Source organism: Serratia sp. LTN-2, from assembly GCF_059740205.1.
The window spans coordinates 296,154-320,788 of the sequence record NZ_JCAXDO010000001.1; the positions used below are offsets into that span (position 1 = coordinate 296,154).

Sequence of the window (24,635 nt, forward strand, 5' to 3'; positions counted from 1 at the left end):
ACGCCATGGCCGAACGCAACGCCGTGTTACCTGCGACATGGAACGCCCTGGTCAGCGCTTTGTGCAAGGAAGCCCCTTACCTTGAAACCACGCTGGCCCCTGACATCGCACGCTTCGGCCAGGCGAAGATGGCGTCCGGTTTTTTATCCGCCGCGTTTACCTCCAGCCTGCTCGGTTATAACGGCAGCCCGCTGGAGTTCACCATCTCGTCAGCCAGGCCGCGGGCGATTTCCTGCACGTTGGATCCTTTTTTGCCGCGTTATGCGGAACAGCGCGGCACCGAGGCATTTGCGCAACGCTGTCAGGAGATCATCGCCGCGCCGCTCGCCGATCCCGCTCGGCGGCTGGCCGCCGTACAGCGCGACGGCCAGCCGCTGCGTTTCGGCTCCTGGCTGGGGCGCAAATACACGCCGGATGGGGTTAAGACCAAGGTGTACTCCGAAATCCCTGCCGGCGCAGCCGATCTGCCCGGCGATTTGCAAGGGCCGCTAACCGCCGAGGCCTGTCGCGCGGCGGGGCTGACGTTACTGATGGTCGGTTATTACCCGGAGCAAGCCGACTCGCCGCAGGAATACTATTACCAGTGGCACAGCGCGCGGATAACGCATGACGATATCCGCACCGTCATGCGCCTTTTCTCCAGCGAAAACGAATTCTGCGCGCTGCTTCCGCTGTTGGATCGCGCGCTGGGACAAACCTCTGCCCAGCGGGGCTTTCCCGCGACCACCTACGGATTCAGCCTGGCGTATGCGCCGAACGGCCGCCTGGAAAACGTCACGCTGTTCACCATGGCGGCCAGCTTCTTTGGCGATAACCGCCGCGTCTACGACGGTGTCAGCGCCTTGTTGGCCTCTGGCGACCAAACGCTGCCGTTGCTGCACCGGGCGGTGGCCGAACGGATCCCGCTGCAGTATAACGTCGTCGGTTTCTCCAGCGACCGGCTCGGCAACGAAAGCATCAGCTGCACTTTCAGCCCGCAAAACACCCATTTCGAGACCGTGCCCACTACCTTGCCCCCGCCTGCGGGCGTCACGCCGTGGCGATTGGCGGATCTGCTCGCGCAGCAATCCGCCAGCGGCGCTTTTCCGGCGCAGGTCAGAACGCCGGACGGCCGTTGGCACCGGGATGAAAACGCGTTTGTCACCGCTCAGGTATTACGCACGCTGGACTACACCGCCCAGACTGCGCCGCATATCGAGAAGGCGCTCGATTTTCTGCTTGAGTGCGAAACGCGGCCCCATCATTTCAGCTTTTGGCCTGCTGCGGCGCACCCCGGCTGGATGGCGGGCCAGCGGATCGATGCTGACATCGACGACACCGCCATCATCACCGAATTGCTGTACCGATTTGGACGCCGCTCATTAGCGCACGCGCGACAAACGCTGGCGCACATGCAGGCCTACCAGGTACAGCGCGTCGAACGGCGGTTAACGACGACGCAGCACCAATGGGCGGAATGTTATGCCTTTCACAGCTGGATGAAAGACGATGGCGATATCACCCAGCTGGACTGCTGCGTCAATACCAACGCGCTGATTTTGATCCATATGCTCAACGCCAGGCACGGCGGCCTTCCGCCGGCCTACCCGCGCATTATTCGCATGCTCAATCAGGCGATGCGCTGGAGCGGCGGCGATTACGATCGGCTCAATGCGTTAACGCCCTACTATGCCCATCCGCATGAGTGGCTCACCGCCCTGGAGTACGCCCAGCGGCAAGGGGTGCCGCAGCTGTCGCCGGCGATCGAGGCGTTGGCGGTTTGGCGGATGCCGCCGGCCAACGCGGAAACCCCGCTCTATCGCCGCCACGACGGTCATTTTCTTTGGACTTCCGCCTGCCTGAACCAGTTCAGACATCTGGCACGCCTTTCTTACCAAGAGGAACGCTATGAATATCTTTCTCAATGACCTGGTGACGCTGAACAAAGTCATTTTGGACAACGCGCGCGAACAGTTTCCCGACGCCGAATCTCCCCGCCTGCGTTACCGCGCAGCGCCCGCGCCACTGGCCAACGAATTGCAGGCCGATGTCTGCACCGAAATCGTCTCGGGAGAGACGCGCTATCGCATCGCCACCAGCAGCGACGGCAGCCATTGGCACATGATGGTAGATTTCGCGCTCAATCGCCCGGTCGCACAGGTGCCTTACGTGGTTCTGACCTTCAGCACGTTCGGCAAGGTCGAAGAAATGATTTTCGAACAGGTGTTGCTGGACGCGCCGCCAACCCGCTACCGCGCGCAACTCGATCTGGATCGTCTGGAACAGCGTGACGCGCTGCTGCGCGCGCTGTCGGATTATGACTCGCAAACCACGCTGGTGGTCGCCATCGTCACCGATAACGGGCTGCTCAACACCATCACTTCGCCGAAAGTCTTCTACTTCGCCGAGAACTACTACCCCTATATCTATCAGGGCATCCTGCCGCCGCCGCCGAGTCTGCAACTGATCCTGACTCCGCTGGCCTTCGGGCAAGTGTGGTACAACTATTACCAGGACTATGTGCGAAAAAACTATCTTTACTACCTGCCGGATAGCTTCCTGTTGGCAACCAACGCCGCCGAGGACGACAAACCGATGCTGTCGATCTCGTTTACGGCGGCGCCGAACGCGACCTCACTTAACGATGTAGAGGTGACCTTCGACTATTTCCTGTCACCAAAAGTCAATCAAGCGCGCATCAGCGACGCCACCGCCCAGTTCACGCAAATGGAGCCGGGCGGCAAACTGGCGCCGTTCGCCAACGCCGATACTCTGACGCTGCTATTGAGCCTGCCGGACGGCAAGACGGAGGAGAAAAACGCGCTGATCAACCTGCAAAGCGGCATCGTGGATTCATTTACGCTGCCCGCCAGCCAGTTCGGCCTGATCTGGGATGCTCTGTTTGATCGGTCACCGCAAAATCCGCTGCTCAAAGGCTACCTGTCCGTGCAGTTCACCGGCTTTAATCCGGACAATCTGCTGGTGATGCTGGCGCTGGACGCCAAATACCAGAACAGGTTGCCGGATTTCATCAAGCAATCCGCCCCGGCCGACATCAATAAAACCGTTGAGTTTCGCAGCGACAGCGGCGCCTACGATCCCACCGGGCCGCGGCCGATCAAACGCATGCTGGTCAGCATCGACAACCAGACCATTGAGCTGGATAAAGAACACCCTTCGCAATCGGTCAACGTAAAGATTTCCGTATTGGAACTGATCCTTCATCCGGACAAAAAGCTGGTCTACCGCTACGATTTGCAGGTTATTTATGTCGACGGCGGCAAAAAATTCTACAGCGATCTGACATCAAGCTTCGAGATCATTTACGTTCCCTGAAGGGAAAGAGAGTGGCGGCGCGCCAGGCGGGCTGGATACCGCCCGGCGCGCCGAAAGAGAGGGTCAGCGCTTTTTCTTCTTGTTGAAATCCAGCTCGAAAGCGAATACCGCGCTCTGGATTTTGCGCTCCATCGCCAGCCCCAGCTTGAGGAAGCGGCATGACAGGCGCGAGAAGCGTACCACCTGGTCGTTGTCGTCAGTTTCCTGATCGTCGTTGACCACCACCAGCTCCATGTTGACCTTGAAGCTGCCGTAGCTACCCAGATCCAGCTCCGCTTTTTTGAGCTGCAGGCCAGGCTGGAAGAAATCCGGCAGCGGGCCGTCGAAACGCAAACCGACGCCGCCGGCGGAGAGATCGTGGATCCGCAGCTCATAAGGCGTGCCGTCTGGGTACTCGCCGGTGCAGAAGAATTGGCGCCAGTGCGGCGTAGTGATGCGGAATTGGCGGCGGCGCTGGATATAGACCAGCTCCTGCGGCAGCCGGGTCGAACAGGCCTGTACGCCCTGATGTTCGGTCAGCTCCGCCTGGCCGACGGAAAACTCGATCTTGGCGTCGTTGCTTTCAATCACGATGGTGCAGGCGCCGTCGATGGCGCTTTCCGCTTCCTCACCGCTAAACACGATATTGTCCGGCCCGACGCTCAATAACAGACTTTGAAACCGGTGCTGCTGATTTTCTACGCGCAGCGGCGTGCGTTGTTTGCAAATTTCACGCAGAATCGCCAGAACTTCAAAACGCTCCCGTTTGATAAACAGTCCGTTATCGCTGTGCTCCACACGTCTCTCCTGACTTTTTTTCTAATGACGTCTTACGTATTCCTTACGGTTATCATCTCTGGGAATATTCCTAAAGTCAAATTTGCCAGCGTTGCCAGGCCTGCGGCAACAGGCGCGCGAAACGTTTCGCCCATGCCTGTTGCCCCTGTTCATCGGCGATCAGATCCTGACGAATTTCGATGCCGACATAAGGCAAGCCGCGGCGCTCCGCATGCACCGGCAAGGTGTAATCGGTGGCGTCCGTCATCGCATAGGGTTGGTTTATGCCCACCTGCAGATCCCCTTCTTCGCGCAGCAGTTCGGCCAGCAGATGCGCGAATTCCGGGTAGCGGTTAAACAGCAGCCCTACATGCCAGGGGCGCGACTCGCCCTTGAACACCGGCGTGAAGCTGTGCATGGCGATGACCGCCGTCGGCAGTTCGCGCAGCCGACGCTGCCCCAGATGATCGTCGATGGCGCGGTGATACGGCAGAAACACCTCGCGCTCACGCGCCAGCGCGTGCTCGGCGTCGATGCCGATGTTGCCGGGGATCGGCGTCAGTTCAGACAAATGCGGGATCGAGCTGGCGATGCCGGGCGCCCGGTTGCAGTCGATCACCAAACGTGAGTAACGCTGATGAATCAGCGTAGCGTCCAGTTGGCGGCTCAGGTGGCGCGACACGCTCAGCGCGCCGATATCCCAGCCGATATGGCGCTCGATCTCCCCCGGCGGCAAACCGAGATCGCCGAGAGATTGCGGTATCGCCTTGCCGGCGTGATCGCACAGCAGTAAAAAAGGCGCGCCGCCGCGCGGGGTTTCAATGGCGACGGCGGGCGGTTCATCGGCGGACAATAGCGACGGGATAAACGAGTGAGGCATGCAAGGCTCCGGCGGTGGAAAGCAAAACGTTTATCGTAGCGCTATCCCGTCGCCGGCCCCAAGGTCGTGCTTAGATCAAAAAGGCATGAGTCAGACGCCGATCATGCCGTCTCGGCTTCCTGCGGCTGATGCACCGCAATGTAACGTTGATAACGCGACGGCTTGAGCCGCGAGGTATCCACCAGCACCAGCCCGTCGATGCAGTTGTTGAAGGCCGGATCGGTGCCAAAGTCGATAAACTGCACCCCGCCAGGCTCGCACAGTTCGGTGTACTGTTTGTACAGCGTCGGGATCGAACAGCCGATGTTGCTGAGCAGGCTCTTCAGCCGCACCAGATCTTCCTGGTAGTTATCCCCGGCAAACTGCGCCAGCACCTGCGGCAGCGAGGCCGGATAAGGGCGACGCGACTGGGCGAAGGCGTGATCCGGCGAGAAATAGAGCCGATAAAAGGCGATCAGCAGATCGCGCGCCGCCAGCGGCATGCCGCCGGAGATAGACACCGGCCCGAACAGATAGCGGTACTGCGGGTATTTCGACAGATAGGCGCCGATGCCCAGCCACAAATAGTCCAGCCCGCGCTTGCCCCAATAGGCCGGCTGGATGAAGCTGCGCCCCAGTTCAATGCCCTGCGCCAGGATCGGTTCCATATCTCGGTCGTAATGGAACAGGCTGTTGCTGTAGATGCTTTCCAGTCCCTTGCGCGCGATTTGTTCGGCGGTGGGGATAAAGCGATAGGCGCCGACGATCTCCAGCTCTTCCTCATCCCACAGCACCAGGTGGTAGTAATCGTCATCGTAGCTGTCCAGATCGCGACGGCGGCCGGAACCTTCCCCCACCGCGCGAAAAGCGATCTCACGCAGACGCCCCAGCTCCCGCAGAATCGGCGTGCGCGCTTCATCATGGCGGCGATAGAGGTAGATGGTTTTACCGTCTGGCGTCACCCCCAGCCGTTCGCAGTTCGCCAGCGCCTTTTTCAGCTCCAGACGATCTTCCGGCAGCGCAATCGGCGATTCGCTGGCGAACAACCCCGGCTTGCCCTGGCCCAATCGGTACACATGGCGGCGAAAGCGCTCCGCCAGATCCTTGGCGCTGGTGTGGCCGTCGTGCCAGTTGGCGAACGGCACGCGGCCGCCGATGCGGATCCGGATGCGCCCGCCGCGCTGCTGGAACATTTCGCGCACCAGCAGCAGCGTCGACAGCGGCCGGTAGACCAGCGAAGTAAAGTAGAACAGGTTGCTGTTGCGCGCACTGATATGAATCGGCACGATCGGCGCGCGCGCCTTGGCGGCCAGACGCAGAAAACCGGTATGCCAGTGGCCGTCGCGGATGCCTTTCGGGCTCATGCGCGACACTTCGCCGGCCGGGAACAGGATCAGCGCGCCCTGATTGTCCAACTGCTGCTGCATGCCTTCAATCTGTTTGCGGCTGGTTTTATAGGCGACGTTATCCACCGGCACGAACAGGTTGCGCAGCGGTTCGATATAGGTCAGCAGCTGGCTGGCCACCACCTTCACATCCGGGCGCACCGCCGCAACGGCGCGCAGCAGCACCAGGCCGTCGAGCGAGCCGATCGGATGGTTGGCCACGAGCACCACCGGCCCCTGGCTCGGGATGTTTTCCAGATCGCCGTCCACCAGCTCGCAGCTGAGGTTGAAGTAGTCCACCACCTGCTCGATCAGATCCAATCCTTTCAGGTGGGGATAGTCGGCGGCGAACTGTTTGAATTCTTTTTCGAAGAGTAAGGTTCTTAGCAGGCTGCGCTGCCAGGCAGGGGTATTGCGGTGTGGAAATGCATCTTGCAACAAAGAATCCAGGCTGAACATCGCGTTATCTCCTGACGTAGTCGCTGCAAACTTAAGCCAGAGCCGTGACCCTGACATGTCAGTTACATGACAATAAAATGAATCCATCGACTATCAGGTATAGCAAAGTAATGGCGATTTGGGAGCGAAAGACGCATTTTCGCCCCCGTTTGCCTTCACATTGGCGCCAGCAGCGCTTCGATGCGGCGGTTCACCGCTTCGCGCAGGCGCAGCAGCGGCCCCGCCTGATGCGGATAACGCTTGAAGGTGATGCGCATGCCCAGCTCGCGTTCGATCAGCGCCTCCACCGCCGCCCGATCGCTCAAACTCTCCAACAGCTGCAGCGCGCGCATGTCCTGCAGCCCCTGATGCAGCACCCGCAGGCGCAGCGACTCCACCGGCTGCAGATCGTCGCCCGGATACACCACGAACGGGTCGCCGGAAGGAAATGCGTGGCCGCTGTCGGTCACCGCGTACGGATTGATGCGCTCGCGCGAATGGGCGCTGTTATAGAAGTTGAATCCCCAGTGCAGGAAGCCGGCGATGCGGTACAGATACAGCTGCACGCCCAATATGCGGTTGCGCGCCGAAGGCTGAGCGAAGAAGCGATTGGCGACCTCGGTCTTCTGCACGCAGCAATAATAGGCCCACAGCCCGGGCACCCGGTGTTCGATAAAGGGTTCGATATGGTCGGTCGCCGCCACTGGGGTCTCCACCAGGCCTTGCTGATAGAACGCGAAATCCGACAGCGCGTCGAAGGTGCGAAAACCGCCCAGCAACGGCCGCAGCGCGGTGCTGGCACGCTGGTAGGCCGTCAGGTTGTCCAGCGTCGGTTCATCGGAAATGTGGAACCACACCTGCCGTTCCAGCCCCCGTTCGCGAAACCAGGCGGTCAACGCCGGCAGCAGCGCGTGCAGGAAACGCTGATACGCTTCGCCCTGCGCATCGGTGTGCCAGCCGAACAGCGGCAGCGTCTCGCCCTGATCTTCTACCACTATCTTCGGCGCATGCGCCGCGCCCCACTGGGTAAACAGCGGCGCGATCTCGAAATGCTCGATGCCCTCTTCCTGTGCCAGCGCCACCCATTGCGCCAGACGGCTGAAATCGAAGCCGTACCCCTGCACCGAACGCGTCACTTTCACCAGCTGCACCGTGGTGCGTTCACCGCCGACGGCGGTATCCAGCGGCGGCGTAAACAGCGGCGTCAGCAGCATATTGACGCCGGCCTGCACCGCACAGCGCACAAAGTTGCGCACCGCGCGCCAGTACGCCGGGCTGAACACCGCCAGACGGTAGTAATCCGCCAGACAGTCGGTGTGCAACCACTCGGTATGCAACAGGGTTTGCGGCGGCAACGCCGCCGGCACCAAGTGCAGCGTCAGTGCGGCTTCGGCCAGTGTCTCGCCGCTTTGCGCATCCAGCAGGCGCAGGGTCAACGGGACATCGCCGGCCAGTGTCATGGCGGCCGGCGGCGTCAGGGTGAGCCATAAGCTGCCGTAATAACCGCAGGCGGCGAAAAAACGCCGTTGCGGCAGCGGCATCAGCGGATCGGGAAATAATCCCGGTTCGGTGGTCAGGTAATTTTCATCGCTCTCGCGATAACAGGGAAATCCGCTCGGCACCGATCGCACCTGACGCACGCTGATATAATCCGCCAGCGGCCCGTCAAGTTGATAACACAGCTCATGGCGGGTCTCGTTACCGGGCGTTTGCAAACAGTATACCGCCTGCCAGGAAAGCACCTCGTTATTCAGCCCGCTCAGCCGATTTTCTACGGAAATGGATGGCATGCTGCGGCGATGAAATACTTTTTCCAGACTATGGGTAAATACCAGAGACAGGCGCATAATAATCAGCCCTCTTTATCTCTCATGAATAATCGGTGTAAAAATCAGGCTAGCGCCTTTTATCGCCACAAACAATAGCCAGTAATAAAAAACGTTCCAGCCCTCTCTTCTGACGGCGGCGGGAAGATTTTTTTGTTTATTTGCATCACAAAAATGAAAGAAGCTGGAGCTTGCACAATAAAAATGTTTTTAATCCCCATTGTGGTGCAAGGGTTATCAGTTATTCCTATGCCTGCGAAGACCGCTAAATGCCGCACTACCGGGGAAAAAACCCGCCATAAGGTTAATGAAATGTGAACAGATCGACCTTTCACTTAGGCGTAAAAGCCTTTCGATTTTAACAACAATGAAACATACATGCCCCATTTTTGGGCGTTCGGGGGTGTATTGACACATTGAAAGTTAAGGGATAGAAAGAATTTACGTTGCGAAAAACGTTATTCGTCGCTCACCGAGGGGAAAGCAATGTCACCGATAAAAAATACCGGCCGCCTGCTGGCGCACTCCATTCTTGCCAGCGCATTATTATTACCCACCCTGCTCCATGCAGCAGATAAAATAACATTACGCTATGCCGTTTGGGACAGGAATCAATTACCCGCCGAACAGGAGATCGCCAAGCGATTTGAACAGGCCAACCCGGATATAAAAATAGAAATAGAATTAACCCCTTCGGCGCAATATTTCGTTAAATTAGATTCCGCTGCCGCCGGCGGCGTAGCGCCGGATATATTCTGGATTAATATGCCTTATTTTGTGCAGTACGCCAAAAACGGCATTATGGAGCCGCTGGCGCCTTATATTAAGGAGAGCGGCCTTAAGCTGGACGACGTGGTCGCCAGCTCGGTGAAAGCCTACCAGTACGACGGTCAACAGATGGCCATCCCGCGCGACGTCGATTCCATCGCCGTGTGGTACAACAAAAAACTGTTCGATCAGGCCGGCGTCAGCTACCCCACCAGCGACTGGAGCTGGGACGATCTGAAGAGCAAGGCCACCGCCCTGAAAAACGGGTTGAAAGGCGCCGCCTTCCCGCTGGTGATGGACCTCAGCATCGACGGCCAGGACAGCTACATGAACCTGCTGTTCCAAAACGGCAATCACATCGTGCCCAAGGACGGCCAGCCTACCGACATCGCCAACGACAAGTCCATCTGGGTCTATCAGCAGCTGCAGGGCATGATGAAAGACGGCCTGATGCCGAGCGCCCAGCAGATGAGCGAAGTCAAAACCGAGAACATCTTCCAGTCCAACCGCGCCGCGATGGTCTATGCCGGCTCCTGGCTGGCGGCGCCGTTCGCCAATAACCCGCTGATCAACGATCACATCGGCGTGGTAATGATGCCGAAAATTGAACGTCAGTCCGGCGTGGCACACAGCCTGGCCTTCGCCATGTCGGCCAAAAGCGCCCACAAACAGGCCGCCTGGAAATATATCGCCTTCATGAGCAGCGAAGCCTCGCAGGCGGAGCTGGCCAAGGTGGTGATCCCGGCCAACAAGACGGCGGCCAAAGTTTGGGCGCAGCAGATCCAAAAGGTCGACGTCACGCCTTACATCCAGACCCTGGAAGTGACCCAGGCTTATCCCACCGCCGGCACCAATACGCCGAAATGGCAGAACATGTGGATCGCCAGCCTGAAGAAGATCTTTATGGGCGCGGACGCCAAACAGGAAATGGACAAATCGGTCAAGAAGATCGCGCGCGTCATGGAGCAGTAATCGCCCCGCCGCGGCGCGCTGCCCCGAGCGCGCGCTGCGGTGGAACCCTGCTGAAAGTCATAGGTGAGGAATGGCAACATGTCGCTGGCAGAAACGGCTACGGTCACCCCGAAACCATCCCGGCGCACCGCCCGCCCCGCGCTCAATCGGCTCGAACGTGCCGAACGCTTCTGGGGATGGGTGATGATCCTGCCGCTGCTGATGGGGGTGACGGTGTTTTACCTGATCCCCTTTTTGCAAAACATCTTTTACAGCTTTACCGATCTCAACCAATTCATGCGCTGGAGCAGCATCAGCGTCGATAACTATCTCAACCTGTTCGAAGACGACGACTTTTACACCGCCGCCGCCAACACCCTGTTTTACGTGGTGGTCTGCGTGCCGATCAGCCTGAGTCTGTCGCTGCTGCTGGCGATTGGCCTCAACCAGAATATCCGCGGCAAAGGCCTGCTGCGCACCCTGCTGTTCCTGCCGGCGGTCACCATGCCCGCAGCGGTGGCCATGGTGTGGCAATGGCTGTTCAACAAGGATTTCGGCCTGATCAACCAGGCGCTGAGCCTGTTGCACATCGCGCCGGTCGCCTGGCTGTCCGATCCGGACGTGGTGCGCATCAGCGTGTCCATCATCATCATCTGGTCGTCGCTGGCACTGAAGATCATCATTTTGCTGGCCGGGCTGCAAAGCATTCCGCGCCAGCTGTACGAAGCGGCGGATCTCGACGGTATCGGCACCCTGCGCCGCTTCTTCTGCATCACGCTGCCGATGATGGTGCCGACGCTGTTCTTCGTGTCGGTGATGAGCTTTATCGAGATCCTGCAAATCTTTGACGTGGTGTTCCTGATGTTCGACCGCGCACTGGTGGAGAACGACGTGATGACCGTCACCAACCTGTTCTACAAGTACGCGTTTTACCTGCAGGAAAAAGGTTACGCCTCCGCCATCACCGTGGTGCTGTTCGCCGTCACGCTGGTGATCACCCTGATTCAAATGGCGATCGGCAAGCGCCTGAAAGTCAGCTGAGGAGCTGCACATGAACGCAAGCAAGAAAACGCTGGTGTACCTGTTTATGGGGCTGGCGGCGCTGGCCTCGGTGGTGCCTTTTATCTGGATGCTGGTGACCTCGCTGAAAACCCAGGCCGAGAGCATTCAGATCCCGCTGACGCTGCTGCCGGCGCATCCCAGCCTGCAGGCCTACGGTCGGGTGATGCACGAAATCCCGTTCGCCGGCTTTTATCTCAACTCGCTGCTGGCGACCTTCTTCACCGTCACCTTACAGATGGCGATCGCCACCATGGCTGCCTACGGCTTCTCACGCCTGCATTTTCGCGGCCGGGATGCGGTGTTTCTGGTGTGCGTATCGGTCCTGATGGTGCCTGGTCAGGCGTTTCTGATCCCGCAATTCCTGGTGGTGCAGAAGCTGGGGTTGGTCAACAGCATCACCGGGTTGGTGCTGCCGGGCATTTTCAGCGTTTACGCCACCTTTCTGCTGCGCCAGTTCTTTCTGGCGGTGCCGAAGGAAATGGAAGAAGCGGCCTTGATCGACGGTTACAGCTACTTCGCCATCTTCTGGCGCATCATGCTGCCGCTGATCCGGCCGGGCATTATCGCCTGCATCATCATCAACGGCCTGTGGAGCTGGAACAACCTGATGTGGCCGCTGATCGTCAATACCACCACCGAGAAGCTGACGCTGCCGGTTGGGCTGGCCTCGCTCTCCAGCCGCGCCGGGGTGGAATATCCGTTGCTGATGGCCGGGGCGCTGATGGCGGTGATCCCGATGCTGATGCTGTTCATTATTTTCCAACGCTATTTCATCCAGGGCATCGCCAGCGCCGGGGTGAAAGGCTAACGCGCAGACAAGGTAAACGACATGGCCGGAATTCAGTTAAACAGCGTTAAAAAAGTCTACCCCAACGGTTTCCACGCGCTGCACGGCGTTGATTTGGACATCGAGGACGGGGAATTTATGGTGTTCGTCGGCCCGTCAGGCTGCGCCAAATCCACCCTGCTACGGATGATCGCCGGGCTGGAGAGCGTCAGCGAGGGGCAGATCCTGATCCACGATCGCTGCGTCAACGACAGCATGCCGAAGGATCGCGGCATCGCCATGGTGTTCCAGAACTATGCGCTGTATCCGCACATGACGGTGTACAAGAACATGGCGTTCGGCCTGATCGGCAAAGAAAGCAAGGCCGAGATCGACCGCCGGGTGCGCGACGCGGCGGAAAAACTGGAGATCACCAACCTGCTGCAGCGCAAGCCGGGCCAGCTCTCCGGCGGCCAGTGTCAGCGGGTGGCAGTCGGCCGCGCCATCGTGCGTAAACCCAAGGTGTTTCTGTTTGACGAGCCGCTGTCCAACCTCGACGCCAAGCTGCGGGTGTCGATGCGCGTGCAGCTGATCGAACTGCACAATCAACTGAAGCAGGAAGGCGCCGCTGCCACCATGGTGTACGTCACCCACGATCAGGTCGAAGCGATGACCATGGGCGACCGCATTTGCGTGATGAACCGCGGCGCCATCATGCAGGTGGATAAACCGATCAACCTGTATCACCACCCCGCCAACCGTTTCGTCGCCGAGTTTATCGGCAGCCCGTCGATGAACCTGCACGATCTGGCGATCGTGCGCGACGGCCAAACGGTGCGGCTGCGCATCGGCCTGCAGCATCAGCTCGATCTGCCGCCCGCGCTGCAACGGCAATTGGCGGACTACCCGCATGCGCGGGTGTGCCTCGGCATCCGGCCGGAGTCCCTGCGGCTGTGCACGCCCGGCAGCGCCAACTGTTTCCCGGCGCAGATCGTCACTATCGAGCGCATGGGCAACGAAGAGCTGTTGCACTGCGAACTGGCCGACCTGCGCTTCGTGTTGCGCATGGCGTCGCTGCCGGATTGGGAACCGCGCCTCGGCGAAAACATTCATCTGGCATTCGATCTGACGCGCGCACATTTGTTCGACGAGCTCAGCGGCCAAAACCTCAAATAACAACAGCGGAGTATCCAGCAATGTCGTCAACACAACCCAACAGCTTTGCCCATCGCCCGGTGCGGGTGCTGGTGGTCGGCGCCGGGGCGCGCGGTGAGATCTACTCGCGCTATGCGCTGGCGCATCCCGATTTGATGCAGGTGGTGGCGGTAGCGGAACCGCGCGACGCCTACCGCGAGCAGTTCGTGGCGCAGCATGCCATCGCGCCGGAAAACGTCTTCACCGACTGGCGCCAGGCCGCCGACGCCGGCAAGCTGGCCGATGCGGTGCTGATCTGCACCCAGGATCAGATGCATCTGGAGCCGGCGCTGGCCTTCGCCCGCCAGGGCTACGCCATGCTGCTGGAAAAACCGCTGTCGCCGGACGCCGACGAGTGCCGCGCCATCGTCGCCGAGGTGGTGCGCCAAAAGCTGATCTTCTCGGTCGGCCACGTGCTGCGCTATACCCGCTATACCCAGAAGCTCAAGCAGCTGCTGCGCGACGGCGCGATCGGCGATATCGTCAGCCTGCAGCACTTGGAACCGGTCGGCTACTGGCACCAGGCGCACTCCTTCGTGCGCGGCAACTGGCGCAACGATCAACAGGCCGCTTTTATGCTGCTGCAGAAATCCTGCCACGATATCGACTGGATCCGCTACGTGATGGAGCAACCCTGTGAGCAAGTCAGCTCCTTCGGCAACCTGCGCCATTTCCGCCGGGAAAACCAACCGGCCGGCGCGGCGGACAACTGCCTGGATTGCGCGGTAGAGGCGTCCTGCCCCTATTCCGCCAAGCGGATCTATCTGGGCGACGACCACAAGGCCACGCCCGGTTTTCTGCGGGTGCTGACGCCGGAACCCGACCAGACGACGCTGCGGGCGGCACTGCGCGACGGCCCTTACGGCCGCTGCGTCTACCGCTGCGACAATAATGTGGTCGACCATCAGGTGGTCAACATGCAGTTCGCCGGCGGCCGCACCGCGTCGTTCACCATGACGGCCTTTACCCGCCACGAAGATCGCCATACCCGCATCTTCGGTAGCCGTGGCTGCCTGGAGGGCGACGGCCGCCATATTCGCATCACCTCGTTCCTCGACGACGGCGAAACGCATTACGACACCGACGCCGGCCAGGATCTGCACGCCATGGCCGGGCACGGCGGCGGCGACTACTACCTGATGCAGCACTTTATCGCGGCCATTCGCGCCAACGATCCGAGCCAGGTGCTGGCCGGCCCGACGGAAGCGCTGGAGAGCCATCTGATGGTGTTCGCCGCCGAACGCGCTCGTCGCGAAGCGGCGGTGATCGCCCTGAACGGAGCCTGAAGCATGGCGATGAGAGAGATGCATTACGGTTTCGACATCGGCGGCACCAAGATCGAAATGGCCGCCTACGATCGCCGGCTCAATCAGGTGATGATCCAACGGGTGCGCACCCCAACCGGCGATTACGGCGAGTTCGTGGCCTGTATCGCCGGGCTGGTTGACCAGGCGGATCGCGAACTGCATACGCGCGGCAGCATCGGCATCGGTTTACCGGGGATCACCGATCCCGTCAGCCGCCGCCAGTTAGCGGTCAACGTGCCCTGCCTGACCGGCCATTGCCTGGCGGATGACCTGACGCAGGCGTTGGCGCGACCTATCGCCATCGAGAACGACTGCCGCTGCTTCGCGCTGTCGGAAGCCAGCACGCCGCAAACCGCGCACCTGCCGTTGGTGTTCGGCGCCATCATCGGCACCGGCGCCGGCGGCGGCCTGGTGGTGAACCGGCAACTGCACAAAGGGCGTAACGGCGTGGCGGGCGAATGGGGCCATATGCCGATATCGGCCCAGCTGGCGCAACGTTACGATCTGCCGCTGTTCAGCTGCAACTGCGGGCTGACCGGCTGCTTTGAACGCTACGTCTCCGGCAGCGGGCTGCTGGCGCTGAGCCGCCATTTTGCCCATCCGGCCGCCGACGTGCCGTCGCTGGTCGCCAGCTACCGCGCCGGTGATCCGCTCGCGCAGCGGCTGATGGCCCTCTACGTCGATATTCTGGCCAGCGCGCTGGCCGGCTTACAGCTGCTGTTGGACGTCGATGCCTTCGTGCTTGGCGGCGGGCTGTCGAACGTCGGTGAGCTGTACCGGCTGCTGCCGCCGGCGATGCGGCGCTGGCTGCTGCCGGGCGTGGAACCCGCGGCGGTGTTCCCGCCGGTGCACGGTGACAGCAGCGGCGTGCGCGGCGCGGCGCTTTTGCACGCTGCAGCATAAAAAAACAGTGAAAGCCCGGCGGCTGCCGAACGATCGCTGCGGCTTTCGTCATCGGCGGAGCGAATGAATAACCGCCGAGAATTGTCGACTGAAAAATAACGAATTTGCCGTTTTCACTTTGCGTTAACCCCGCTTTCGGTTAGTGCTCAATCGAAAGCAAAATAAAATATAACCAACTGATAGATATAGATATTTTAAAATTAATCGATTGCATTTCAGTGTTTCGTTTGCTGTAATTCGCCACGAACAACTGAAAGCGCTCCGGTCGGCATCGCTGCGGCTTATTAAGCCGCGGACGGGCACGGCTACAGGTAAATCAGGAGTCTGCGTTAATGATCAATACCGCAAAACGCCGGGAATTAATTATCGACCAGCTGTGCCGCGAGGGCTCGGTGCGTGTGGAGCAGCTCAGCCAGCAGTTTTCGGTCTCCAGCGTCACCATCCGCAGCGATCTGCGTCAGCTGGAACAGCACGGCTGTGCGGTGCGCGCCTACGGCGGCGCCATGTTGAACAAACAGTTCGCCTTCGACCGCCCGCTGCAGGACAAGGGCCGCATCAACCGCGACGTGAAACACGCCATCGCCTGCGCGGCGGCGGCGCTGATCGAAGACGGCGACGCCGTCATCCTCGACTCCGGCTCCACCACCAGCCAGATGGCGCCGCAGCTGGCGGGGAAAAAGGATCTGGTGGTGATGACCAACGCGCTGAATATCGCCTTCGAACTGGCCAACAACGAGCAGATCGATCTGATGGTGGTCGGCGGCAGCGTACGCCGCAAAGCCTGGTCGTTGTACGGCCCCGCCGCTGAACAGCAGCTGCGCCAGTACCGCTTCGACAAACTGTTTCTCGGCGTCGACGGTTTCGATCTGGCGGGCGGCATCACTACGCCGGATCCGGGCGAAGCGCAGCTCAACCGGGTGATGTGTGAAGTGGCGCGCGAAGTGATCGCCATCGCCGACGCCAGCAAATTCGGCCGCACCAGCTTTTGCATGATCCGCGAAGTCGGCCAGATCCACCGCCTGGTCACCGACAGCCGTATTCCGGCGCACTACCTGCAGGCGCTGCACCATTTAGGGATCGACGTGATTATCGCCGACCGTTAACCGAGGCTTTTAAGGAGTTGTCATCATGAATGCGTATTTCTCTTACGAGGCGGATTGGCTGAAGCAGCGCAACGCCTGGCACACCGCCGCAGAGATTTGGCAGCAGCCGGACCTGTGGGCGGCGCTGCACCGGCAGCTGCAGGATCAACAGGCGCAGTGGCAGCCGTTCCTCGCGCCGCTGTTGGCCAATCCTCGGCTGCAAATCGTGCTGTGCGGCGCCGGCAGTTCGGCGTTCGCCGGCCGGGCTCTGGCGCCCTGGCTGCGCGAACGCACCGGCCGCGACGTAGTGGCCTACGGCACCACCGATATCGTCGCCAACCCGCTGCAGTTCCTCGACCCTGAACGGCCGACGCTGCTGGTGTCCTTCGCCCGCTCGGGCAACAGCCCGGAAAGCGTGGCGACGGTGGAACTGGCCGATCAGCTGCTGCCGGAAAGCTATCACCTGATGCTGGTGTGCAACCCGGACAGCCGGCTGGCGCAGTATGCGCATCAGCGCGATAACGTCTGTTCGCTGGTGATGCCGCAGGGCTCCAACGATCAGAGCTTCGCCATGACCTCCAGCTTCAGCTGCATGATGCTGAGCGCCGCGCTGCTGCTCGGCTCAATGTCGCTTGAGGCCGCCCAGGCGCCGCTGCACGCCATGGTGCAGCGCTGCCGTGAACTGCGCGAAACGCTGCAGCCGCAGGTAAAGGCACTGGCCGCCAGCGGCTTCCGCCGCTACATCACCCTCGGCGGCAGCTGTTTCACCGGCCTGGCCGAAGAGGCCTCGCTCAAGATGCTGGAGCTCACCGCCGGGCGAATCGTGACACGCTACGACTCGCCGCTCGGTCTGCGCCACGGCCCTAAATTTATGGTCGACGGCCAGACATTGGTGGTGCTGATGTTCTCGCACGACGACTACGCCCGTCAGTATGACCGCGACCTGTGGAACGAACTGCAGCGCGACGGGCTGGCGATGCAGTTGGTCGGATTGACCGGCGAACGTCAACCGCTGTCCGATGCCCTGCTGAATCTGCACAACGCGGCAGACGATATCTGGCTGCTGTTCCCGTATCTGCTGTTCACCCAGATGCTGGCCTTCGAGAGTTCGCTGGCGTTGGGGCTCACCCCGGACAACCCGTGCCCGACCGGTGAAGTCAACCGGGTGGTGAAAGGCGTGACGATTTACCGTTTTCCCTCCCCTGAGCTGTAAGGAGATCCCATGTATCTGATAGCCAACCGAGAAATGCTGCTCAAGGCGCAGCGCCAGGGTTACGCCGTGCCGGCGTTTAACGTCCACAATCTGGAAACCGTGCAGGTAGTGGCGGAGACCGCTGCCGAACTGCGCTCGCCGGTAATCATGGCCGGCACGCCCGGCACCTTCAGCTATGCCGGCACCGACTACCTGATCGGCATCTGCCAATCGGCCGCGCACCGCTACGATCTGCCGCTGGCGCTGCACCTGGATCATCATGAAGAGCTGGACGACATAGAGCACAAGGTAAAAAGCGGCATTCGCTCGGTGATGATCGACGGCTCCCACTTGCCGTTCGAACAGAACATCGCCAAGGTAGCCGCCGCGGTCGCCCTGTGCCACCGCTACGGCGCCAGCGTGGAGGCGGAGCTGGGCCGGCTGGGCGGGCAGGAAGACGATTTGATCGTCGATACGGCGGACAGCTTCTATACCGATCCGGCCGCCGCGCGCGAGTTTGTTGCCGCCACCGGCATCGACTCACTGGCGGTGGCGATCGGTTCCGCCCACGGCCTGTACCACGGCGAACCCAAGCTGGATTTTGAGCGCCTGGCGCGGATCCGCGAGCAGGTGGACGTGCCGTTGGTGCTGCACGGCGCCTCCGGCATTCCGGAAGCGATGGTCAAGCGAGCGATCTCGCTCGGCGTCTGTAAGGTCAACGTCGCCACCGAATTGAAAATTGCCTTCGCCGATGCGGTAAAAAGCTACTTTTCGCAGCACCCGGACGCCAACGATCCGCGCAAATACATCGTCCCTGGCAAACTGGCGATGAAAGAAGTGGTGGCGGAAAAGATCCGCATCTGCGGCAGCAGCGGCATGCTGTAATCCCGCTATCGCCCCCGGTTCATACGGCCGCAACGCGGGGGCGAACACGCCGCACGCTTCCCGCCTTTCCTGAGAGAACGATCACAGCCTTTTCACCCACTCGCGCCGGAAATCATTAACTGGCCTTCACTATGATCCAAATCATGGTTTTACTCATCCTACCTCCCTATTATCAAATTCATTGGATGCAGGCAGTAGGATTTTTGCCCATTCGTTTTTATTTCGCCAGGCGAAATAGCTTATTTGATAAAAACAAGCACGCTTGTTTTTAATTGGCAGTGTTTTTACTCTGAAAGGAACAGCGTATGAACCATTACTTAGCCGTATTAAGCGCATTGGTCATTCTGCCCTTCGCTCTGCACGCAAAAGCGCTCCCCGGAAGTCAGGTCGCTTCCGGCGTCGTACGCTTCACCGGCGCCATCACCACGCCGGCCTGCACCATCAAACATCAGGATGAACAACTCATCTCCAACTGTTTCGGCAAGGTGACGGAAAACCGCAACGGTTATATTTCCTCTTCGTTAAAAGAAATGCCAAAAGAATTAGTTTCCGCTGTCACCAGCGAGATAGTAAATAACGATCCACACTTGAAACGCGTGACCATCAGCTATAAATAACCCCAAAGAGTTAATGCTTGATTAAATAATCAACACGTCATGCCTCGCCCCAATGACTTGTAAATTTATTTTATAAATTTACTGAACAATGACTACCCGCCTTACCGTGAGCCGACTATTCGGGCAACTCCAGGGTTGCCCATCAGCATGTCCGAAATCCGCCATCGCTTCCTCCGCTTTCATGCAATAATCGCCTCACTAAACCGAGGAGTGATCCAGATGCAGACTTTTTTGATTGATCGTACCGCGACGCCGGTGGGAGAACTGGTGTTGATTGCCGATGAACAGGGGCGCCTGCGGGCGGTTGACTGGACCGATCACGAAGCGCGCCTGATGAAGCTGCTGAATACGCATTACCGCGCCGATCGCTTCACTCTGCGCGCCCAGCGCGATCCAAGCGGGTTGACCGACGCCATGCAGCGCTATTTCGCCGGGGAACTGAGCATTATCGATCGGCTGCCGGTGATGACCGCCGGCACCGAGTTCCAACGCACCGTGTGGCAACAGCTGCGCCAAATTCCCTGCGGCGAGATCCTGACCTACGGCCAGCTGGCGCAACGCATCGGTCGCCCGACCGCTTCGCGCGCGGTCGGCATGGCCAACGGTTCCAATCCGATCAGCATCGTCGTCCCCTGCCACCGGGTCATAGGCTCTCAGGGCGCATTGACCGGCTATGCCGGCGGCGTACAGCGCAAACAGTGGCTGCTGCAACACGAAGGTTACCTGCCGCAGGATCTGCTCTCGCGCTAACGCGGCACATAATCCGGCGGCACGCCATCCGCCGGGGCGGCGGGATAGTAGTCCGGCGGCACCGGCGATGAGCTGGCGTCACCGTAACCATAGGCCACCGGCACCTTGTTGCCTTTGGCGTACATGCATTGCGTATACACGGTGTCGTAGCTGTCTTGCAGATCGTCGCTGCTGCGCCAGGCCGAGTTGTTGGCCATCGCGCTGCCGACCAACAACCCACCGCCGGCGCCGACCAACGCGCCGGGGCCGGCATGACCGGATGCAGCGCCGATCAACGCCCCCGCCGCTGCACCAACGGCCGTGCCCGCCACTGCGGTGCCCGCCGCCGAATTGGCCGCCGTTTGCGCGCCGCCGCCGAGGCTGTTTTGCGCATAGCCGCGGCAAATCGCCTCATCGCGATTGAACTGTTCGTAGCTTTTTCCCGTGCCGGGCAATACCGTCACCTCCGGCCCGGAAGGCGCAGAGACGCAGCCGGCCAATAGCCCGGCCAGCGCCACTATCGGGAAAGCAAAAGAGTGTTTCATCACGCACCACCTGGGATCACCGGGATAACGAACCGTCTGGCACCACTTTCATCCAACCGTCGGGACAACGCGGCACCTGCGGGTAATAGCCCGCCGGCCGGCGGCAGTAGTAAGCGTAACTCGGCGGCTTTTCGATATAGGTCTGCGGCGGCGGCGGCGTGACATACACTACCGGCGGCGGCGGATAGTAGAGCGGCGGTGGCCCCCAGGGCACGCCAATCACCACGCGCGGCCCACCATAGTAGTAACCGTGCCGGTAGTAACCGTGGCCGTAATAGCCGTGGGCGAAGGCGGCGGCGCTGGCCGTCATCAACACCCCGGCGGCCGCCATCAACAGTATGCGCTTTTTCATCATCCGCTCCCGAACAGGATAGTTCACCTGCCTTTCTGACCTTCAGCTTAACGCCGATGTGGCGCGGCTTTGCGGTGGGGATTCAGATGAATGCGACAAGCTTTCGCCAGCAGATGTGTCAAACGATGATTGATTCACGCCGCTAAAATTCGCCGATGCGCGCAGCAGAACCGCCCCACGACGATCGCCACGCCTCGCGCCGCCGAAAAGGCAACCGCACGTTGGGCATAAGTGCCAAATAAATCTAGCGACGTCAGCGTGATACAGAATAATCGGCGGCATGTGTGCGCAAAATTCGCACACAATACCCCTATTCATGCTAATGCCACCCTTATCAGCTGCAGCAAAAGATGTTAAAATTGACTCATATCAATTATTGAATGAGCGTAATCTATGATCCCGGAAAAACGCGTGATTCGTCGTATCCAGTCTGGTGGTTGTGCGATCCATTGCCAGGACTGCAGCATCAGCCAGCTGTGCATTCCTTTCACCCTTAATGCCCACGAGCTGGACCAGCTCGACAACATTATCGAGAGAAAGAAGCCCATCCAGAAAGGCCAGACTTTGTTCAAGGCCGGCGACGAGCTGAAATCGCTGTACGCGATCCGTTCCGGGACCATCAAAAGCTACACCATCACCGAGCAAGGCGATGAGCAGATCACCGGTTTCCATCTGGCGGGTGACCTGGTCGGCTTCGACGCCATCGGCGGCCTGAAGCACCCGAGTTTCGCTCAGGCGCTGGAAACCTCGATGGTGTGCGAGATCCCGTTCGAGACCCTCGACGATCTGTCCGGCAAAATGCCTAACCTGCGTCAGCAGATCATGCGGCTGATGAGCGGTGAGATCAAAGGCGACCAGGACATGATCCTGCTGCTGTCGAAGAAAAACGCCGAAGAGCGCCTGGCGGCGTTCGTTTATAACCTGTCGCGCCGCTTCGCGGAGCGCGGCTTCTCACCGCGCGAGTTCCGTTTGACCATGACCCGCGGCGACATCGGCAACTACCTTGGCCTGACGGTGGAAACCATCAGCCGCCTGCTGGGCCGCTTCCAGAAAAGCGAAATCCTCAGCGTGAAAGGCAAATACATCACCATCGAAAACGCCGACGCGCTGTCGGTGCTGGCCGGCACGCCGCGCATCAACGTGACCGTCAACGCCTGATCCCCCTGCCGGATCAACATTTCACCGAAATTGTTGATCCGGCACGCTTCTGTTGTTGTTCTGTTTTTCAATGTTGGGTTACTCTGTAAATTAACAGACTGTTGATTTCAGCTGTAAGGAGGCCCTATGGCGAAGTATCAGAATCTTCTGGTGGCTATTGACCCCAATCAGGACGATCAGCCGGCATTGCGTCGCGCCGTGTACCTGGTGAAACGGAATGGTGGGCGCATCAAAGCCTTCCTGCCCATTTATGACTTCTCTTACGAAATGACGACCCTGCTCTCCCCGGACGAAAGAACGGCGATGCGGCAAGGTGTGATCAGCCAACGCGCCGCCTGGATCAACGAGCAGTGCCGTTTCTATCTCAACGACGGCGTGCCGATCGAAATCAAAGTGGTCTGGCATAACCGCCCCTTCGAAGCCATCATTCAGGAAGTGCTTTCCGGCCAACATGACCTGTTGCTGAAAATGGCGCACCAGCACGACCGGCTGGAGTCAGTGATCTTCACCCCCACCGATTGGCACCTGCTGCGCAAATGCCCTTGTCCGGTGTGGATGGTGAAAGACCAGCCCTGGCCGGAAGGCGGTAAAGCGCTGGTGGCGGTCAACCTGGCCAGCGAAGAGCCCTATCACGATCCGCTCAATATCAAACTGGTGCAAGAAACCGTCGAACTGGCGCAAAACGTCAACCAGACCGAAGTTCATCTGGTTGGCGCTTACCCCGTTACCCCGATCAACATCGCTATCGAGCTGCCCGATTTCGATCCCAGCGTCTACAACGACGCCATCCGCGGCCAGCATCTGATCGCCATGAAGGCGCTGCGGCAAAAATTCTGCATCAAGGAAGAGTTCACCCACGTGGAGAAAGGCCTGCCGGAAGAGGTCATTCCCGATCTGGCCGAGCACCTGCAGGCCGGCGTGGTGGTTCTGGGCACCCTGGGCCGCACCGGCATTTCGGCCGCCTTTATCGGCAACACGGCGGAACATGTGATCGACCATCTGAAATGCGATCTGCTGGTGATTAAACCGGAAAACTTCACCTGCCCGATCGAGGCGGATGAAGACGATGAACACGACGACGAAGATTAAGCTTCGCGCATAAAAAATGGGCCGCTAAGCGGCCCATTTTTTTGTTGCCCAATTACTTCTGCAGCGCCCGTAGAATCGCTTCCACGCTGTCTTTGGCGTCGCCGAACAGCATTTGGGTGTTCTCCTTGAAGAACAGCGGGTTCTGCACGCCGGCATAGCCGGTGTTCATCGAGCGTTTAAACGCGATCACGTTCTGCGCTTTCCACACTTCCAATACCGGCATACCGGCGATCGGGCTGCGCGGATCTTCCAGCGCCGCCGGGTTCACCGTGTCGTTGGCGCCGATCACCAGCACGGTATCGGTATCCGGGAAGTCGTCGTTGATCTCATCCATCTCCAACACCACGTCGTACGGCACCTTGGCTTCCGCCAGCAGCACGTTCATGTGGCCCGGCAAACGCCCCGCGACCGGGTGAATGCCGAAACGCACCTTCACGCCGCGCGCGCGCAGTTTCTCGGTGATTTCCGCCACCGGATATTGCGCCTGCGCCACCGCCATGCCGTAGCCTGGGGTGATGATCACCGACGTGGAGTTCTTCAACTGCTCGGCCACCTCTTCCGCCGTGGTTTCGCGGTATTCGCCCATCTCTTCGGCATCGCCGGTAGACGAACCATCGCTACCGAAACCGCCGGCGATCACGCTGATAAACGAGCGGTTCATCGCCTTACACATGATGTAAGACAGGATGGCCCCCGAAGAACCCACCAGTGCGCCGGTGACGATCAGCAGATCGTTGCTCAGCATGAAGCCCGCCGCGGCGGCGGCCCACCCCGAGTAGGAGTTGAGCATCGAGACCACCACCGGCATGTCGGCACCGCCGATCGACGCCACCAGATGCCAACCGAACGCCAGCGCGATCGCCGTCATCAGCAGCAGCGTCACTACCTGCCAGCCCACGCTGTCGGTACGCACAAATGCCACCAGCAACAGGAACGAGATCACCAGCGCCGCCAGGTTCAGTTTGTGGCGATTCGGCAGCATCAGCGGCTTGGAAGAGATGATGCCGCGCAGCTTGCCGAAAGCGACGATCGAACCGGTAAAGGTCACGGCGCCGATAAAGATGCCGAGAAACACTTCGGTCAGATGGATATTCGCCATCACCGGCTCCATCGGCGCGCCGTGATCCAGGTAGCTGTTGAAGCCGACCAGCACCGCGGCCAGGCCGACGAAGCTGTGCAGCACCGCCACCAGTTCCGGCATTTCGGTCATCTCGACCTTTTTCGCCAGATAGACGCCGATCGAGCCGCCGATGATCATGGCGATGATGATCCAGCCGACGTTGCCGGAATCCGGCCCGAGAATGGTGGCGATCAGCGCAATCGCCATACCGGCGACGCCGAACAGGTTGCCCTGTTTCGACGTTTCGTGGCGCGACAGGCCCGCCAGGCTGAAAATAAACAAAATAGCGGCAACAATGTATGCAGCTGTAACCAATCCTCCAGACATTTGCTACCC

The 24,635-nt window shown here is 59.9% G+C and carries 22 protein-coding genes; 15 read left to right on the forward strand and 7 right to left on the reverse strand.

The annotated features are described in order from the left end of the window. Nucleotides 1-5: 5 nt before the first annotated feature. A complete protein-coding gene (locus tag AC6BYQ_RS01340) occupies nt 6-1,907 on the forward strand; it encodes a hypothetical protein (RefSeq protein ID WP_498056172.1) in 1,902 nt (633 codons plus the stop codon). After that, nucleotides 1,888-3,315: a hypothetical protein gene (locus tag AC6BYQ_RS01345; RefSeq protein WP_498056173.1), complete on the forward strand. Its 1,428-nt coding sequence runs from the start codon at nt 1,888-1,890 to the stop codon at nt 3,313-3,315. The genes AC6BYQ_RS01340 and AC6BYQ_RS01345 overlap by 20 nt, the downstream gene beginning before the upstream one ends. Before the next feature lie 63 nt (nt 3,316-3,378). Here AC6BYQ_RS01345 and AC6BYQ_RS01350 read toward each other — a convergent pair whose 3' ends face one another. From AC6BYQ_RS01350 to AC6BYQ_RS01365, 4 genes are all read right to left on the reverse strand, one after another. After that, complete coding sequence (locus tag AC6BYQ_RS01350) at nt 3,379-4,092, reverse strand: flagellar brake protein (RefSeq protein WP_019452615.1); 714 nt, start codon at nt 4,090-4,092, stop codon at nt 3,379-3,381. Between the two features lie 76 nt (nt 4,093-4,168). After that, a complete protein-coding gene (locus tag AC6BYQ_RS01355; RefSeq protein WP_498056174.1) occupies nt 4,169-4,951 on the reverse strand; it encodes an N-formylglutamate amidohydrolase in 783 nt (260 codons plus the stop codon). A gap of 101 nt (nt 4,952-5,052) precedes the next feature. Next, nucleotides 5,053-6,774 (reverse strand): bifunctional ornithine lipid synthase OlsF, encoded by a 1,722-nt coding sequence (gene olsF / locus AC6BYQ_RS01360; RefSeq protein ID WP_019452617.1) that lies wholly within the window; start codon nt 6,772-6,774, stop codon nt 5,053-5,055. 155 nt (nt 6,775-6,929) lie between these two features. Next, on the reverse strand, nt 6,930-8,600 hold the full coding sequence (locus AC6BYQ_RS01365; RefSeq protein ID WP_498056175.1) for a DUF4091 domain-containing protein: 1,671 nt from the start codon (nt 8,598-8,600) through the stop codon (nt 6,930-6,932). Nucleotides 8,601-9,065: 465 nt separating this feature from the next. Here AC6BYQ_RS01365 and AC6BYQ_RS01370 point away from each other — a divergent pair, with 465 nt between their 5' ends. The 11 genes from AC6BYQ_RS01370 (at nt 9,066) to ogt (ending at nt 20,056) form a co-directional block, all read left to right on the forward strand. Further along, a complete protein-coding gene (locus tag AC6BYQ_RS01370; protein WP_197667981.1) occupies nt 9,066-10,319 on the forward strand; it encodes an ABC transporter substrate-binding protein in 1,254 nt (417 codons plus the stop codon). 78 nt (nt 10,320-10,397) lie between these two features. Further along, nucleotides 10,398-11,339, forward strand: a complete 942-nt coding sequence (locus AC6BYQ_RS01375) for a carbohydrate ABC transporter permease (protein WP_498056176.1) — start codon at nt 10,398-10,400, stop codon at nt 11,337-11,339. Between the two features lie 10 nt (nt 11,340-11,349). Continuing rightward, on the forward strand, nt 11,350-12,168 hold the full coding sequence (locus AC6BYQ_RS01380; protein WP_019452621.1) for a carbohydrate ABC transporter permease: 819 nt from the start codon (nt 11,350-11,352) through the stop codon (nt 12,166-12,168). Between the two features lie 21 nt (nt 12,169-12,189). After that, nucleotides 12,190-13,302, forward strand: a complete 1,113-nt coding sequence (locus AC6BYQ_RS01385) for an ABC transporter ATP-binding protein (protein ID WP_019452622.1) — start codon at nt 12,190-12,192, stop codon at nt 13,300-13,302. A gap of 20 nt (nt 13,303-13,322) precedes the next feature. Beyond that, the gene (locus AC6BYQ_RS01390) at nt 13,323-14,606 is read left to right on the forward strand and encodes a Gfo/Idh/MocA family protein (protein ID WP_154746271.1); all 1,284 of its coding nucleotides are present in this window, start codon (nt 13,323-13,325) and stop codon (nt 14,604-14,606) included. An 18-nt stretch (nt 14,607-14,624) separates the two neighbouring features. After that, entirely contained in the window at nt 14,625-15,530 is a 906-nt protein-coding gene (locus tag AC6BYQ_RS01395) for an ROK family protein (RefSeq protein WP_019452624.1), read from the forward strand. A gap of 332 nt (nt 15,531-15,862) precedes the next feature. Next, on the forward strand, nt 15,863-16,633 hold the full coding sequence (gene agaR, locus AC6BYQ_RS01400) for a transcriptional repressor AgaR (RefSeq protein WP_019452625.1): 771 nt from the start codon (nt 15,863-15,865) through the stop codon (nt 16,631-16,633). Nucleotides 16,634-16,658: 25 nt separating this feature from the next. Next, entirely contained in the window at nt 16,659-17,825 is a 1,167-nt protein-coding gene (locus AC6BYQ_RS01405; protein ID WP_211130231.1) for an SIS domain-containing protein, read from the forward strand. A gap of 9 nt (nt 17,826-17,834) precedes the next feature. Further along, the gene (locus AC6BYQ_RS01410; RefSeq protein ID WP_063919547.1) at nt 17,835-18,689 is read left to right on the forward strand and encodes a tagatose bisphosphate family class II aldolase; all 855 of its coding nucleotides are present in this window, start codon (nt 17,835-17,837) and stop codon (nt 18,687-18,689) included. Nucleotides 18,690-18,994: 305 nt separating this feature from the next. Next, nucleotides 18,995-19,306, forward strand: a complete 312-nt coding sequence (locus AC6BYQ_RS01415; protein ID WP_019452628.1) for a YmdA family protein — start codon at nt 18,995-18,997, stop codon at nt 19,304-19,306. 219 nt (nt 19,307-19,525) lie between these two features. Then, entirely contained in the window at nt 19,526-20,056 is a 531-nt protein-coding gene (ogt, locus tag AC6BYQ_RS01420; RefSeq protein ID WP_063919548.1) for a methylated-DNA--[protein]-cysteine S-methyltransferase, read from the forward strand. On the opposite strand, the gene AC6BYQ_RS01425 is transcribed toward ogt, so the two are convergent. Further along, nucleotides 20,053-20,580, reverse strand: a complete 528-nt coding sequence (locus tag AC6BYQ_RS01425) for a glycine zipper family protein (RefSeq protein WP_019452630.1) — start codon at nt 20,578-20,580, stop codon at nt 20,053-20,055. The genes ogt and AC6BYQ_RS01425 overlap by 4 nt on opposite strands. 16 nt (nt 20,581-20,596) lie before the next feature. Further along, entirely contained in the window at nt 20,597-20,932 is a 336-nt protein-coding gene (locus AC6BYQ_RS01430; RefSeq protein WP_019452631.1) for a hypothetical protein, read from the reverse strand. Between the two features lie 393 nt (nt 20,933-21,325). Here AC6BYQ_RS01430 and fnr point away from each other — a divergent pair, with 393 nt between their 5' ends. Both fnr and uspE read left to right on the forward strand, forming a co-directional pair. Beyond that, nucleotides 21,326-22,090 (forward strand): fumarate/nitrate reduction transcriptional regulator Fnr, encoded by a 765-nt coding sequence (gene fnr, locus AC6BYQ_RS01435; RefSeq protein ID WP_004938278.1) that lies wholly within the window; start codon nt 21,326-21,328, stop codon nt 22,088-22,090. Between the two features lie 126 nt (nt 22,091-22,216). After that, complete coding sequence (gene uspE / locus AC6BYQ_RS01440; RefSeq protein WP_019452632.1) at nt 22,217-23,179, forward strand: universal stress protein UspE; 963 nt, start codon at nt 22,217-22,219, stop codon at nt 23,177-23,179. A gap of 52 nt (nt 23,180-23,231) precedes the next feature. On the opposite strand, the gene pntB is transcribed toward uspE, so the two are convergent. Then, nucleotides 23,232-24,626, reverse strand: a complete 1,395-nt coding sequence (pntB, locus tag AC6BYQ_RS01445; RefSeq protein WP_025159771.1) for a Re/Si-specific NAD(P)(+) transhydrogenase subunit beta — start codon at nt 24,624-24,626, stop codon at nt 23,232-23,234. Nucleotides 24,627-24,635 lie beyond the last annotated feature (9 nt).